Annotated in this window: 10 protein-coding genes and 1 pseudogene; 7 read left to right on the top strand and 4 right to left on the bottom strand. The window is 70.2% G+C overall.

All coding sequences use genetic code 11. The features are described from left to right. Positions 1 to 409: 409 nt before the first annotated feature. Both ACFZDE_RS36825 and ptsP read left to right on the top strand, forming a co-directional pair. Positions 410 to 859 carry a PTS glucose transporter subunit IIA gene (locus ACFZDE_RS36825; protein ID WP_381458631.1) on the top strand — a complete coding sequence of 150 codons (450 nt, stop codon included), beginning with the start codon at positions 410 to 412 and terminating at the stop codon, positions 857 to 859. A 78-nt stretch (positions 860 to 937) separates the two neighbouring features. Then, positions 938 to 2,608, top strand: coding sequence for a phosphoenolpyruvate--protein phosphotransferase (gene ptsP / locus ACFZDE_RS36830; protein WP_391005036.1), 1,671 nt, complete (start codon positions 938 to 940; stop codon positions 2,606 to 2,608). Positions 2,609 to 2,716: 108 nt separating this feature from the next. Here the strand turns inward: ptsP and ACFZDE_RS36835 are convergent, their stop codons facing one another. Both ACFZDE_RS36835 and ACFZDE_RS36840 read right to left on the bottom strand, forming a co-directional pair. Beyond that, positions 2,717 to 3,607 carry a hypothetical protein gene (locus ACFZDE_RS36835; RefSeq protein WP_391211449.1) on the bottom strand — a complete coding sequence of 297 codons (891 nt, stop codon included), beginning with the start codon at positions 3,605 to 3,607 and terminating at the stop codon, positions 2,717 to 2,719. Between the two features lie 173 nt (positions 3,608 to 3,780). Then, positions 3,781 to 5,748 (bottom strand): acetoacetate--CoA ligase, encoded by a 1,968-nt coding sequence (locus tag ACFZDE_RS36840; protein WP_391211460.1) that lies wholly within the window; start codon positions 5,746 to 5,748, stop codon positions 3,781 to 3,783. A 211-nt stretch (positions 5,749 to 5,959) separates the two neighbouring features. On the opposite strand from ACFZDE_RS36840, the gene ACFZDE_RS36845 reads away from it, so the two are divergent. Then, positions 5,960 to 8,326, top strand: a complete 2,367-nt coding sequence (locus ACFZDE_RS36845; protein ID WP_391211469.1) for a TIM-barrel domain-containing protein — start codon at positions 5,960 to 5,962, stop codon at positions 8,324 to 8,326. Positions 8,327 to 8,328: 2 nt separating this feature from the next. Here ACFZDE_RS36845 and ACFZDE_RS36850 read toward each other — a convergent pair whose 3' ends face one another. After that, complete coding sequence (locus ACFZDE_RS36850) at positions 8,329 to 8,865, bottom strand: NUDIX domain-containing protein (RefSeq protein WP_391005028.1); 537 nt, start codon at positions 8,863 to 8,865, stop codon at positions 8,329 to 8,331. 46 nt (positions 8,866 to 8,911) lie between these two features. Beyond that, a complete protein-coding gene (locus ACFZDE_RS36855) occupies positions 8,912 to 9,721 on the bottom strand; it encodes a M15 family metallopeptidase (RefSeq protein ID WP_391211483.1) in 810 nt (269 codons plus the stop codon). Between the two features lie 175 nt (positions 9,722 to 9,896). Here ACFZDE_RS36855 and ACFZDE_RS36860 point away from each other — a divergent pair, with 175 nt between their 5' ends. The 4 genes and pseudogenes from ACFZDE_RS36860 (at position 9,897) to glpK (ending at position 14,096) form a co-directional block, all read left to right on the top strand. Continuing rightward, the gene (locus ACFZDE_RS36860; RefSeq protein ID WP_391212015.1) at positions 9,897 to 10,322 is read left to right on the top strand and encodes a zinc ribbon domain-containing protein; all 426 of its coding nucleotides are present in this window, start codon (positions 9,897 to 9,899) and stop codon (positions 10,320 to 10,322) included. Further along, complete coding sequence (locus tag ACFZDE_RS36865) at positions 10,319 to 11,509, top strand: lipid-transfer protein (RefSeq protein WP_391211493.1); 1,191 nt, start codon at positions 10,319 to 10,321, stop codon at positions 11,507 to 11,509. The genes ACFZDE_RS36860 and ACFZDE_RS36865 overlap by 4 nt, the downstream gene beginning before the upstream one ends. A gap of 803 nt (positions 11,510 to 12,312) precedes the next feature. Continuing rightward, a pseudogene (locus tag ACFZDE_RS36870) lies at positions 12,313 to 12,556 on the top strand (aquaporin); the annotation flags it as partial. A gap of 19 nt (positions 12,557 to 12,575) precedes the next feature. Beyond that, entirely contained in the window at positions 12,576 to 14,096 is a 1,521-nt protein-coding gene (gene glpK, locus ACFZDE_RS36875; RefSeq protein WP_391005022.1) for a glycerol kinase GlpK, read from the top strand. Positions 14,097 to 14,116 lie beyond the last annotated feature (20 nt).

Here is a 14,116-nt window from a genome sequence, read left to right on the forward strand (position 1 = left end):
CTGGCGTTGACTTTTGGCACGCTGTTGAGTTCTCAAGGAACGGTCGCTTCCTTTGTACTCACCCTCTCGGGCTTTCCTCCGGGCTTCCCTTCGGTGCTCCAAACTCTATCAGTGTTTTTCCGGCCCCCTGACCACCATCCTGCAGGCATGCAGAAAGGAACCCAAGGATAGGATCTGACAAGTTGGTTGCTGCTCGGCCAGGGCGCAAGGTTGCGTCGCTCAGCCCCAAGCAGGAGTACGACTGTACACGCGGCCTCGGAGCGGGTGCAAATCGATTTGGGGTATGGTCTAGACCACTTCGGAGTGCACACGCGGAACCGGCACTTCAGGTGACATACGCTGCTCAACAGTGTGCCGCCCGGTACCTACAGGGACGGCCATACCGATCTCCACCCCTGGGAGGCTTCCCATGACCACCGTGACGTCCCCGCTCGCAGGACGCGCCATCGGACTGGCAGCCGTGCCGGATCCCGTCTTCTCCGGGGCCATGGTCGGCCCGGGCACAGCGATCGACCCCGTACGAGAGCCCTCCGAGGCCGTATCCCCCGTGGACGGCGTCATCGTCTCCCTTCACCCGCACGCGTTCGTCGTGGTCGACGAGAGCGGACACGGCGTGCTCACTCACCTCGGCATCGACACCGTGCAGCTCAACGGCGAGGGCTTCGAGCTGCTCGTGAACAAGGGCGACACCGTCCGGCGCGGCCAGGCTGTCGTGCGCTGGAACCCGGCCGCCGTCGAGGCCGCCGGGAAGTCCGCGATCTGCCCGGTCGTGGCGTTGGAAGCCACGGCCGAAGCTCTCTCCGATCTTCGCGTCGACGGCGAAGTGAAGGCCGGCGACAGTCTCTTCCTCTGGAAGTGACGTCCGTGCCGTCCCATGACGGCGAGTACGACAACCAACGCGGCGGCGGGGCCCGCCGCTCTATCGGAGACGGGTGAGATGGAGACAAAGCTGCGAGGCGTCGGCGTGAGCCACGGTGTGGCCATCGGCGAGGTACGGCACATGGGAACGGCGGTGCTCGAGCCGCCCGCGAAGCAGATCCCGGCGGACGAGGCGGAGCGTGAACAGGGGCGCGCCCGCAAGGCCGTGGAGGCGGTCGCGGCGGACCTGATGGCGCGCGGCAACCTGGCTGGTGGCGAAGCCCAGGCGGTGCTCGAGGCGCAGGCCATGATGGCCCAGGACCCGGAGCTGATGGCCGATGTCGAGCGCCGGATCGCGGTCGGCAGCACGGCGGAGCGCGGGGTGTACGACGCGTTCGCCTCGTACCGCGAGCTGCTGGCGGGAGCCGGTGAGTACCTCGCGGGTCGCGTGGCCGACCTCGATGACGTGCGGAATCGTATTGTCGCCCGGCTGCTGGGGGTGCCGATGCCGGGCGTCCCCGACAGCGACGAGCCCTATGTGCTGGTGGCCCGCGACCTCGCGCCTGCGGACACCGCGCTGCTGGACCCGGCCCTGGTGCTCGGCTTCGTCACCGAGGAGGGCGGACCCACCAGCCACAGCGCGATTCTGGCCCGGGCGCTCGGTGTGCCGGCCGTGGTGGCGCTGCCGGGGGCCGGTGAGCTCGCCGAGGGCACCATGATCGCCGTCGACGGCAGCACGGGAGAGATCTTCGTGGACCCGAGCGACGAGAAGAAGGCCCAGCTCGAAGCCGCGGCCGCCCAGCGAAAGGCGGCGTTGGCCGCCTCTACCGGCCCCGGTGCCACCGCTGACGGGCACAAGGTGCCGCTCCTCGCGAACATCGGTGGCCCCGCTGATGTGGAGGCCGCCGTCGAGGCCGGTGCCGAGGGCGTCGGTCTGTTCCGCACCGAGTTCCTCTTCCTGGACGACAGCAAGCAGGCTCCGTCCGAGGAGAAGCAGGTCGCCGCGTACCGGCAGGTGCTCGAAGCGTTCCCCGAGGGACGTGTCGTGGTGCGTGTGCTTGACGCGGGTGCGGACAAGCCGCTCGACTTCCTCACGCCGGCGGACGAGCCCAACCCGGCGCTCGGCGTGCGGGGGCTGCGGACTCTGCTCGACCACCCTGACGTCCTGCGCACCCAGCTGACCGCCCTGGCGAAGGCCGCAGAGGGGCTGCCGGTCTACCTCGAGGTCATGGCCCCGATGGTGGCGGACCGTACGGATGCCCGCGCCTTCGCGGACGCTTGCCGTGAGGCAGGGCTGCGGGCGAAGTTCGGTGCGATGGTCGAGATTCCGTCGGCCGCTCTGCGGGCTCGCTCGATCCTGCAGGAGGTGGAGTTCCTGTCGCTGGGGACGAACGACCTCGCGCAGTACACGTTCGCCGCCGACCGGCAGGTGGGTGCCGTCTCCCGTCTGCAGGACCCGTGGCAGCCCGCGCTTCTCGACCTTGTGGAGTTGTCCGCCGAGGCGGCGAAGGCCGAGGGGAAGAGCTGCGGTGTCTGTGGTGAGGCCGCGTCCGATCCGCTGCTCGCGTGTGTGCTGACCGGTCTGGGCGTCACCTCTCTCTCGATGGGCGCCGCGTCGATTCCCTATGTCCGGGCGACGCTGGCGAAGTACACGCTGGCGCAGTGCGAGCGGGCCGCCGCGGCGGCGAGGGCCACGGACAGTGCCGAGGAGGCGCGCAGCGCGGCGCAGGCTGTGTTGTCGGGCGAGTAGTTCGGCCTTGCTGTCGACGGCATTGGCGTTGCTGCAGACTGCTTGCCGACGGCTTCATGGCTTCCCGGGAGGGGCGCTCCACTGATGTGGGGCGCCCCTCCCGTGTTCTCAGTGCTGGTGGCCCTCGGCGTGTTTCTCCTCGCCCAGGTCGGGCGGTGCGCAGTAGTCGACGTTGGATTCCGGGGAGATCAGGTCTCCGGATTCGATGTCGGTGCAGTAGGCGTCGAAGACTTCTCCCGCGGTGAGGGGTTGGAGGCCGTATCCGCGCATGCGCCAGCCGTAGACGCGGTCGGGTGTGTCCGGGGCGCTCACGCGGATGACGAGTCCTCCGGGGCTTTCGGTGGCCAGGCCGAGGGCCAGGACCGTGGTGAATTCGAGGGCTTCGGTCTCGTCCAGTTCCAGGGCGGCTCCGTCGTCGCCGACGTGGAGGGCGGCGAGGAGCGTTTCCGGCGGTCCGGTGACGCTGCAGACGAGGTGGCGGTCGCCGGGCGGGGCCGTGTCGAGGATGCGGACGAGGAGGCCGGCGGCTCGGGTGAAGGCGGCGCGTCCGATGTCTTCGCCGCAGGATGTGCAGGCGCCCAGGCGGGCGAGGAGGGTGGTCGCGTACTCCCAGGTGGCTTTCCGGACGGCCTCGTCGACGAGGGCCGGGACGAGGTCGGCCAGCGGTCGGCCGTCGTAGGGAAGGGTCGGGCCGGTGGCCGCGAGCTGGGCGGTGAAGCGGGCGCGGCTCGACGACTTGTCGGGGTCCAGCTCCTTCTGTGTGCAGAACTCGGCGTACTCCTCGGGGTCGAAGAGGGCCACGGTGGTGTGGCTGCCCTGCAAGGCTCGGGCCCTGAGGAGGGACTCCATCTGTTTCAGGTAGGTCGTGTGGTCGGCGAAGGTGAAGGTGCGGTAGCGCCGCATGGCCTTGAAGTCGTGCTCGTCGGTGAGCAGGCCGATGGTGCCGGCGATCTCGCGGTGCAGGACCCGTCGCATGGTGCGGTTGTCGGTGTGCGCCATTGTTTCCCCCTGTGCACGGTCGATCAATGCTCACTCACAGTAATCGGCGGCACTGACAATCGGCCCGGCGCTGGGCACCATGCACGCGATCGAGCGGTGATGGCGCAGGTCACAGCAGCTGTGCGCTGTGACCTGCGCCGTGGGTCGGGGTGACGGGGAGTTGCGCGGCAGGGTCAGGCGCGCTTGCGGGCGAGGTCCTCGTAGAAGTTCAGGAGGTCGAGGTTGTCGATGGAGCCCGGGTTGACCGCCTTCTCCAGCGGGGTGCCTTGCAGGAGGCGCTTGACGGGGACCTCGATGCGCTTGCCGGTGAGGGTGTGCGGGACGCCGGGCACTTCGATGATCTCGTCGGGGACATGGCGCGGTGAGAGCTGCTCCCGGATCGTCTGCTTGATGCGGTTGAGCAGAGCTTCGTCGAGGACGGCCCCGGGGGCCAGGTGCACGAAGAGGGGCATCCAGTAGCCGCCGTCGGGCTGCTCGATGCCGATGACGAGGGATTCCCTGATCTCGGGGAGCCGCTCGACGGCTTCGTAGATGTCGGCGGATCCCATGCGGACGCCCTGGCGGTTGAGCGTGGAGTCGGAGCGGCCGTGGATGATCACCGATCCGCGGGAGGTGAGGGTGATCCAGTCGCCGTGCCGCCACACGCCGGGGTAGGTGTCGAAGTAGCTGTCGTGGTAGCGGCTGCCGTCGGGGTCGTTCCAGAAGTGGATGGGCATCGACGGCATGGGGTTGGTGACTACCAGTTCGCCGACCTCGTCGACGAGGGGGTTGCCGCTGGGGTCCCAGGACTGCAGGTCGGTGCCGAGGCACGGGGCCTGGAGCTCGCCGATGTGCACGGGGAGGGTCGGTACGGCTCCGGCGAAGCAGGAGCACACGTCGGTGCCACCGCTGACGGAGGCGATCCACAGGTCGTCGCGGACCTCGTCGTGGAGCCAGCGGAAGCCGTCGGGCGGGAGGGGCGACCCGGTGGTGGCGACGCACTGCACGGAGGACAGGTCGAAGTCGCGGGACGGGTGCACGTCGGCCTTGCGGCACGCCATGACGTAGGCGGCCGAGGTGCCGTAGAGGGTGGCTTTCGTGCGTTCGGCGATCCGCCACTGGGCGCCGGTGTCGGGGTAGCCGGGGCTGCCGTCGTAGAGGACGATCGTGGTGCCGGTGAGCAGGCCGGAGACGAGGAAGTTCCACATCATCCAGCCGGTCGAGGTGTACCAGAAGAAGCGGTCCTCGGGGCCGAGGTCGCAGTGCAGGCCGAGCTGCTTGAGGTGCTCGACCAGGATGCCGCCCTGGGACTGGACGATGGCCTTGGGCAGGCCGGTCGTGCCGGAGGAGTAGAGCACCCACAGCGGGTGGTCGAAGGGCACCTGCTCGAAGACGGGCTCGGTGTCGGCAGAGGTGAGGGCCGACCAGTCCAGGGCGCCCTCGGGTGCCTCGGTGCCGAGGAGCGGGATGTGGATCACTGCGCGCAGGGTGGGCAGTTCGCGGCGCAGTTCGGTGACGACGTCGCGACGGTCGTGCTCCTTGCCGCCGTAGCGGTAGCCGTCGACCGTGAAGAGCACCACGGGTTCGACCTGCTGGAAGCGGTCGAGGACGCTGCGGGCTCCGAAGTCGGGGGCGCAGGACGTCCAGACCGCGCCGACGGCGGCTGTGGCGAGGAGGGCCACGACCGCCTGGGGGATGTTCGGGAGGTAGCCGCTGACGCGGTCGCCGGGGCGGACCCCGAGGGCGCGCAGTTCGGCGGCCAGGGACCCGACCTGGCGGCGTAGCTCGGCCCAGGTGACGGGGCGGGGCTCGTGTGTCTCGTCGACGTGCAGGAGAGCCGGTTCGTCCGCGCGGGTGGCGGCCGCGCGCAGGGCGTGTTCGGCGTAGTTGAGCGTCGCTTCGGGGAACCACTGGGCACCCGGCATCGAGCGGTCGCCGAGCACGCGCGCGTAGGGGTGCGAGAAGCGGACGTCGAACCATTCCGTGACGGCTTTCCAGAAGGTGTCCAGCTCGTCGACGGACCAGCGCTGCAGCGCCGCGTAGCCGCCGTCGGCGGGGGCGCCGTGGTGTTGGGCGGCCCAGGCCTGGAACCTGGTGATCCGCGCGCGGGCGATGCGCTCGGGATCGGGCTGCCAGAGCGGCTGGAAGGTGTCGGTCGACATGGTCGGCTCCCGGACTGTGCGCGTCGTGTGCGTCCTCCGCGCACGGGCTGGGGTGTGCGCGTGAGCGGCTGGCACGGACAATGCCATGTGATCGACTTCGGCACCAGAGTGCGCCCCACATAGTCCGTGTCGTGAAGATGTGGTCTTGGCACGGGTGAACGGCAGTTGAACGACACACGTGTGCGGAGCGGTCGGTGGCAAGGTGAGCAGCATGAACGGTCGTGACCTGGTGCGTTCGGTGAGAGCGGTGGCTTCGGTGGGGGCGGCGCAGGGTGTGCGTACCGTACGAGCAGCGTGGCGCAGGCGGCGGGCCGACGCCACCGGGCTGCCGCCGCGGGGGGCGGAGCGTGCGCGGGTGCCCGGGCCCGTGACGGACGTGGAGCCGGGGCCGGGAGGAGGTGTCGTCCGGTTCAGCCGGTCGGAGCTGCGGATTCTGGTCGCGGTGAACGGCGCCGTGTTCTGGGGCTGGGACGGGGCGGAGCCGGAGCCGTCGTACGCGCTGGCCGGCCGTTGTCCCGAGCCCGATCCCCGGGCGGTCCTGGAGCCGGACAAGGACGGCGGCTGGCGTGTGGTGGCCGAGCGGGTGACGCTGGTGGTCTCGCGGTACGGCGCGGTGGAGGTGCGTACCCCGGGTGGTGTGACCCTGCGGCGGGATCTGCCGCCGCGGTGGTGGGAGCCGGTCGGGGGCGGTCCGGCTCGGTGGATGCAGCGCTCGGAGGTGGGCGCCGACGCGCGGTTCTTCGGTCTCGGGGGGCGTAGTTCGGGGCCTCGTCTGCCGGACGGCACGTACCGGCTGTGGAACAGCGATCCCGGCCGTGCCTTCGCGCCCGGGGAGGGCCCGCTGTACATCACAATGCCGGTGCAGTTGGTGGTGTCCGACGGTGGTACGCATCTGTCGTTCCACGACAACTCGTGGGACGGCACGGTGACGCTGCGGGAGGGCGATGAGGGCGCGGGTTCCGGGCACGACCGTGCCGGGACGTGTGAGCTGCGTATGGACGGCGGCCCGCTGCGCTGCTGGGTGATGGTGGGTACCCCCGCGCGCGTGCTGCTGGCCTGGGCGTCGCTCACGGGCGCGCCCGCGCTGCCGCCCGCGTGGGCGCTCGGGCACCATCACGCGCGGTGGGGGTTCGGCAGTGAACAGGAGGTGCGGCGGATCGTCGCGGGCTACTTGGAGCGAGGTCTTGCTCTGGACGCCGTGCACCTGGACATCGACCACCTCGACGCACATCACGTCTTCACCGTCGACCAGGACCGCTTCCCCAAGTTGCCCGTGCTGGCCGAGGAGCTCCGGCGGGACGGCATCCGGCTGGTGTCGATCGTGGACCCTGCCGTGAAGGCTCTTCCCGGCAACGCGGTGCACGACGGCGGTGCGGCCGGGGAAGCGTTCGTGCGGGATGCCTCGGGGCACGTCGTGCGAGGTGTCGCCTGGCCCGGGGAGGCGTTGTTTCCCGATTTCACGCACGCGCGCGTGCGTGAGTGGTGGGGCGGCCTCTACGGGGAGCGGCTGGCGCAGGGTTTCTCGGGGTTCTGGCACGACATGAACGAGCCGACGTCGTTCACCGCCTTCGGCGAGTCGACATTGCCGCTCTCGGCCCGTCACTCCCTGGAGGGACGTGGCGGTGACCATCGGGAGGCGCACAACGTGTACGCGCTGTGCATGGCCAGGGCGGGCTACGAAGGGCTGCGCAAGCTCGCGCCCGAGGAGCGGCCGCTTCTGCTCTCCCGCTCCGGGTGGGCCGGTATGCAGCGCTACGGAGGGACGTGGTCGGGGGACGTGGCCACCGGGTGGCCGGGGCTGCGGGCGTCGTTGGCGCTGGTGATGGGGCTCGGCCTGTGCGGCGTTCCGTACTCGGGGCCGGACGTCGGGGGCTTCGACGGGGATCCGTCTCCGGAGCTGTATCTGCGGTGGTTCCAGCTGGGCGCGTATCTGCCGCTGTTCCGTACGCACGCGAGCCTGCGGGCGGGTCGCAGGGAGCCGTGGGAATTCGGTGCCGAGGTGCTGGAGCACGCGCGACTGGTGCTCGCCGAGCGCCGTCGGCTGCTGCCGTACTTCGTGACGCTGGCGCATCTGGCGAGGCGGACCGGGGCGCCGTACGTGCGGCCGCTGTGGTGGGCGGCGCCGGAGGACCGGGCGCTGCGTGACTGCGACGACGCGTTCCTGCTGGGCGACAGCCTGCTGGTGGCGCCGGTACTGGCCCCGCAGACCGACCGGCGTGCCGTGCGGCTCCCCTGGGGGCGCTGGTACGACACTGCGACCGGGCGCGCGTACGACGGACCGGGGCGGGTGCTCGTCGACGCGCCTCTGGCGCGGATCCCGGTGTTCGCGCGCGCGGGTGCCGTGCTTCCGGTCCGTGGGGAGGACGGCGGGCTGGAGCTGGAGGTCTGGGCGCCCGCCCGAGGGCGGACCGGGGGCGGGCTGGTCGTGCCGGACGGGGGCGATGGATGGGAGGAACCGGAGATCGAGCGCTACACCGCTCGGTGGGCGGGCTCCCGGGTGGTCGTCGAGCGGGAGGGCGAGGACGGCGGTGGCGCGCCGTCCTACCCGGTGCGCGTCCGCGGGGCCGCGGAGCGCTGAGTTCAGATGTAGCGGCCCTCGAACCAGGCTCGCGCGGCGAGCGTGTGCAGGGGGAAGGCGAGTTCCTCGGGCCTGCGCAGGAGGTGCCAGCCCTCGGTCTCGTCCGTGGCGGCGGAGGAGGGCAGGCTCTCGGCCGGGCGCTCCGGGAGGAGCCCGAAGAGCAGCAGGTGCCCGTCGGGAGAGCTCATCGCGTCGGCGAGCCGTACGTCACGGCCGGCTGCGTCGATGCCGGTCTCTTCCCGGAGTTCACGTATGACGGCCTGCCGCCAGTCCTCCCGGTCGTCGATGTAGCCGCCGGGCAGGGCGGTGCCCCCGCGCGCGGGGGCGATGGTTCGGGTGATGACGACGAGGGCGGTGCCCTTGGTGTCGTACACGGGCTGGAGGGCGACCGCGACCGGAAGTGGATTGCGGTAGGCCACGGCCCCGCACACCGGGCAGGTGCGCGGCCAGCCGGTGACGCGCTCTCCGTAGGGCGCGCCGCAGCTCGAACAGTGGGAGTTCGGCGCGGAGTTGGAAGCGGAGTGCTGAGATTCGGACACGCGCGGACTGTAGCCGATCACCCAGAAGGCGCTTCGAGCGGGCTGCTCATCGAGCGCTGGTGAGGGATTTCCGGGCCACGGGAAAGTCGAAGTACGTGTCCGGGTATACCTCGGGCTTGAAGGTGTAGTGCCACCACTCCTCCGCCAGGTTCACGAAGCCGAGGCCTTCCAGGGTGCCCTTGAGCAGCAGTCGATTGCTGCGCTGCGGGCCCTGGATGCGTGGGTCGAGGGTGTGCGAGAGGGTGTCGAAGCAGTCGAAGCCGGTTCCCATGTCGATCGAGTTGTCGGGGAATCGCTCGCTCTTGGGCGCGAAGCAGGGCACCAGCGGTTCTCCGCTGCGGTAGGGCCGGGTCGGCTCGGCCGGGAGCCTGACGAGTGTGACGTCCAGGGTCGAGCCACGACTGTGGCCGGATTTCGCCGCGATATAGCCGTCGGCGAACAGCCGCGTTTTGTCGACGTTCGGGTAGAACTCGCCCTTCATCGCCTCGTCGTCGAGGTCCTCGGCCCAGCGGACGAAGTGGTCCACCGCGCGCTGCGGCCGGTAGCAGTCGTACACCTTGAGGCTGTAGCCCTGGCGCAGGAGCTTGCGCTGGGCCTTGTGGAGGGCTTCCGCGGCGGGGCGGGTGAGGATGCAGAGGGGTTGCCGGTAGCCGTCGATGCGCTCGCCCACGAAGTTGTGCCGGGTGACGTAGCGCATCTCCTGGATGATGGTCGGATCCACGGTTCTCAGCGCCACGAAGTCCTTCGGCGCCTTCGGGTCGGTGCCGGCCTGGGCGGTCGTGCTGGGTGCGGTCGTTGCCAGCAGGGCGGCGAACGTGGTGACGAGGGCACGCGCCACGGTGGTGAGTCGTGTCATGCCCCCTGCGTCTACCAGGACTGGTCGTGTCATGGAAAGGGGCCGCATGCGCAGTGGCGGCCGTCCGTCCGTTCGGGCTCGCGGACTGCCGATCTCCGCCCCGCCGTGACACACTCCTGACGTTCCGTCAGATTCCATGTGCGGGGAGGATGCTGTGGCGCGTGCACGAACACCTGTGGTGGCGGGGTGGTTCACCGGGGAGGGTGACGGTTTCCGGCTGCTCGGCACGCGCTGTGCAGCGTGTACGTCGGTCTTCTTTCCCCGCGAGGACCATCACTGCCGCAACCCCGCTTGCGAGGGCGGCGAGTTGACCGAGGTCGCGCTGTCGCGGCGTGGGCGTGTGTGGTCGTTCACGGACAGCCGGTACCCGCCTCCGTCACCCTATGTGACTGATCCGGAACATTCGTGGGAGCCGTGCGCGTTCATCGCTGTGGAGCTGGAGGCCGAGCGGATGGTGGTGCTGGGGCAGGCGGCTCCCGGGGTCACCGTCGCCGACCTGGCGGTGGGCCTGGAGGTGGAGGTCGTACCCGGTGTGCTCCATGAGGACGCGGAGACGACCTGGACGACGTGGCACTGGCGGCCGACGGGGGTGGCGGCATGACGCAAGAGGTGGCGGTGCTCGGCGCGGGCATGCACCGCTGGGGCAAGTGGGGACGCAATTTCGTGGAGTACGGCGTCGCGGCGGCCGTGGAAGCGCTCACGGATGCCGGGCTGAAGTGGCCGGACATCGGCGCGATCGTCGGTGCGGACACAGTGCGGGGCGGCTATCCCGGCCATGTCGCCGGGGCCACGTTCGCGAAGGCACTGGGCTGGCAAGGGGCCCGGGTCACCAGCGTGTACGCCGCGTGCGCGTCCGGGGCGCAGGCCATCGACGCCGCGCGGGCCCAGATCCTCGCCGGGCTCGCCGATGTGGTGCTCGTCGTCGGAGCCGATGCCGCTCCCAAGGGGTTCTTCCGCCCTGCGGGCGGGGACCGGCCGGACGATCCCGACTGGCTGCGGTTCCGCATTCTCGGGGCCACCAACCCCGTGTACTTCGGGCTGTACGCCCGCAGACGCATGGCTGAGCACGGCGACACACCGGACGACTTCGCACAGGTCAAGGTGAAGAACTCGGCGATGGGAGCGCTGAATCCGCATGCGCGCTATCGCGATCGCGTGACCGCCGAGGAGGTCGCCGCCTCCGCTGTGGTCGCCGACCCGTTACGGCTGCTCGACATCTGCGCGACCTCCGACGGCGGCGCGGCGCTCGTGCTCTCGAGCATGGAGTACGCGCGCCGGCACGGGCAGGCGGAGCCGGTGCGGATCCGGGCGGTGTCCACGGTGACCCCGAGTTATCCGAACACCGTGCTGGACCTGCCGGACATCGCCACGGACTCCGCGCGGGCTGTGGAGCCTTCCGGCGAGACATTCCGCAGATCGATCGCCCGGGCGGCCTACGAGGAGGCGGATCTCGGGCCGGAGGACCTGTCGCTCGCCGAGGTATACGACCTGTCCACCGCCCTGGAGTTGCAGTGGTACGAGGACCTGGGGCTGTGCGGGGAGGGTGAGGGCGTGAAGCTGCTGAGGGACGGCGCGACAGCCTTGGGAGGGCGTATACCGGTGAACGTCAGCGGCGGACTGGCCTCCTTCGGGGAGGCCGTTCCGGCACAGGCGATAGCCCAGGTCTGTGAGTTGACCCTGCAGTTGAGGGGCGCGGCGGGCGCCCGGCAGGTCCCGGGAGCACGCGTCGGCATCACCGCGAACCAGGGGCTGTTCGGGCACGGGTCGGCGGTGATCGCGGTGCGCTGATCGGCGTGCCGTGAGCCCCTCAGGGGCAGGGGCCGGGCGGGGCTGGTGACGCCGGTACTTCCGTTCCGTTCCCCTGATCCCGCCCGGTGCCTACGCTGTGTGATCACGCCGGAGTCGCGCCTGAGCGTCGGGGACGTCGCGGCGTTGTCGAAGCCGTGCACGGGTACGGCGGTGACCGGTTGCCGGGGCCCGACCGTGACTCGTCGCCAAGCTCTTCCGCGGCGGCCAGGGCGCCGCGGAACTCTTGCGGTTGAGAAGTCTCCAGGTCAGGTAGATCCTGGACACGAGCAAGCGAGGAGTCAGGTGTGGCTGGGCTTTCGCCCATGGCGGAGCCCGGCGGAGGCCGGACACCATCAGCCAAGCCTCGCGCGGCGCACCAGGGCCCGCGCGGGCCCGGACAGATCTGAACAACGTCCCGACCGGGCGCCGCCAAGGCCCGAGGAACCGGCCCGTCGGCCCGGTGCCCGCCCGGTGGTCGTCAGAGGGCCGTCAACCGTAGCGGTCGGCGACCTTGACGCCCTTTGGGTGCCGGTGAACACTTCCGGTGTCAGTCGACATCGTCGTACATAGTCGGCGTATTCCGGCACTGCGGCGCGTGGGTGCGCCTGCGCCATGGCCCACTTCCCACGGGCGATTCGGCTGTGAGGCACGTTCGTCATGGGATGCCGGGTGGGGCGCGGGATTCCCCTGCCTTCGGCTGAAGTGGCCACGGGAACACGCACCCGCAGGTGAGGACCGGGGCCGATCGTCCCGGGCCAGGCTGAGGAGCAGCCATGACCAACGGAGACATTTTCGTCGGCGGCGGTATCTACGGGTCCGGCGTGGCGATCCTGCTGGTGTCTCTGCTGGGCGTGGGCATCGGCCTGTCCCTGGGTGGTCCCACCGGTTATGCCATCAACCTGGCGCGTGACCTCGGTCCGCGCATCATCCACGCCATCCTGCCGATCCCGAACACGGGCACGTCCGACTGGGTACTCGTGAATCCCCGTCGCCGGGCCACTGATCGGCGGCCTGCTCGGTGGCGTCATCTGCAACGCAGCCTTCTGAACCAGCCGAAGGGGTAGCCATGACGGACAACTCCGCGAAGTACGTCGCAGCCATCGATCAGGGCACCACATCGAGCCGCTGCATCGTCTTCAGCCAGGACGGCGCGATCGTCGCCGTGGACCAGCGCGAGCACCGCCAGATCTTCCCGAAACCCGGCTGGGTCGAGCACGACGCCACCGAGATCTGGTCCAAGGTGCAGGCGGTGGTGGCCGGAGCGCTCGCCAAGGCCGGCCTGAGGGCCGACCAGCTGAGCGCGATGGGGATCACCAACCAGCGCGAGACGACCCTGCTGTGGGACCGGGCGACCGGCAAGCCGGTGCACAACGCGATCGTCTGGCAGGACACGCGGACGGCGGCCCTCTGCAACCAGCTGGGCGGCTCGGACGGGCAGGACCGCTTCCGTGAGCAGACGGGGCTGCCGCTGGCCACCTACTTCTCGGGACCCAAGGCGGCCTGGCTGCTCGACAACGTGCCCGGCCTCAGGGCCCGGGCCGAACGCGGTGAGATCGCCTTCGGCACGATGGACTCCTGGCTGATCTGGAACCTCACGGGCGGCACGGACGGCGGTCAGCACGTCACCGACGTGACCAACGCCGGGCGCACCATGCTGATGAACCTGGAGACCCTCCAGTGGGACTCCTCGATCCTCTCGGCGATGAACGTTCCCGAGGCCATGCTGCCCGAGATCCGCTCCTCCTCCGAGGTGTACGGCACCGCCGTGGGCCAGCTCGCCGGGGTTCCCGTGGCCTCCGCGCTGGGCGACCAGCAGGCCGCCGTGTTCGGCCAGGCCTGCTACGACGTGGGCACCGCGAAGAACACGTACGGCACGGGCAGCTTCCTGCTGCTCAACACCGGCAGCCGCCCGGTGCCGTCGAAGAGCGGTCTGCTGACGACCATGGGGTACAAGATCGGCACTGAGGCGCCGGTCTACTGCCTGGAGGGCGCGATCGCCATCACGGGCGCGTTGGTCCAGTGGTTCCGGGACCAGCTCGGCATCATCCGTACGGCCGACGAGATCGAGCCCCTGGCGGCGAGTGTCGAGGACAACGGCGGCGCGTACATCGTGCCGGCGTTCTCGGGCCTGTTCGCGCCGTACTGGCGCTCCGACGCGCGGGGCGTGGTCACGGGCCTCACCCGGTACGTCACCAAGGCGCACCTCGCGCGCGCGGTGCTGGAGGCGACCAGCTGGCAGACGCGTGAGGTCGTGGACGCCATGTACCAGGACTCCGGGGTGCACATCACGACCCTCAAGGTCGACGGCGGCATGACGAAGAACAACCTGCTGATGCAGCACCAGTCGGACGTGCTCGACGTACCGGTGGTGCGGCCCAAGGTCTCCGAGACGACCTGCCTGGGTGCCGCGTACGCGGCCGGTCTGGCCACTGGTGTGTGGAACGACCTGGACGAGCTCAAGGCGCACTGGCAGAAGGACGTCGAGTGGACGCCGAACATGGAGGCGTCGGTGCGGGACCGCGAGTACCACAACTGGCGCAAGGCCGTGGAGAAGAGCTTCGGCTGGGAGGAGGACGGCGACAGCTGACCACGCGCGCGTGGAGCGTC

The organism is Streptomyces sp. NPDC007929 (assembly GCF_042959065.1).
GTDB lineage: Bacteria > Actinomycetota > Actinomycetes > Streptomycetales > Streptomycetaceae > Streptomyces.

Bases quoted from the DNA above. Each gene is read 5' to 3' on its own strand.
- ACFZDE_RS36825 (WP_381458631.1), top strand. From the start codon at position 410: ATGACCACCGTGACGTCCCCGCTCGCAGGACGCGCCATCGGACTGGCA.
- ptsP (WP_391005036.1), top strand. From the start codon at position 938: ATGGAGACAAAGCTGCGAGGCGTCGGCGTGAGCCACGGTGTGGCCATC.
- ACFZDE_RS36835 (WP_391211449.1), bottom strand. From the start codon at position 3,607: ATGGCGCACACCGACAACCGCACCATGCGACGGGTCCTGCACCGCGAG.
- ACFZDE_RS36840 (WP_391211460.1), bottom strand. From the start codon at position 5,748: ATGTCGACCGACACCTTCCAGCCGCTCTGGCAGCCCGATCCCGAGCGC.
- ACFZDE_RS36845 (WP_391211469.1), top strand. From the start codon at position 5,960: ATGAACGGTCGTGACCTGGTGCGTTCGGTGAGAGCGGTGGCTTCGGTG.
- ACFZDE_RS36855 (WP_391211483.1), bottom strand. From the start codon at position 9,721: ATGACACGACTCACCACCGTGGCGCGTGCCCTCGTCACCACGTTCGCC.
- ACFZDE_RS36865 (WP_391211493.1), top strand. From the start codon at position 10,319: ATGACGCAAGAGGTGGCGGTGCTCGGCGCGGGCATGCACCGCTGGGGC.
- glpK (WP_391005022.1), top strand. From the start codon at position 12,576: ATGACGGACAACTCCGCGAAGTACGTCGCAGCCATCGATCAGGGCACC.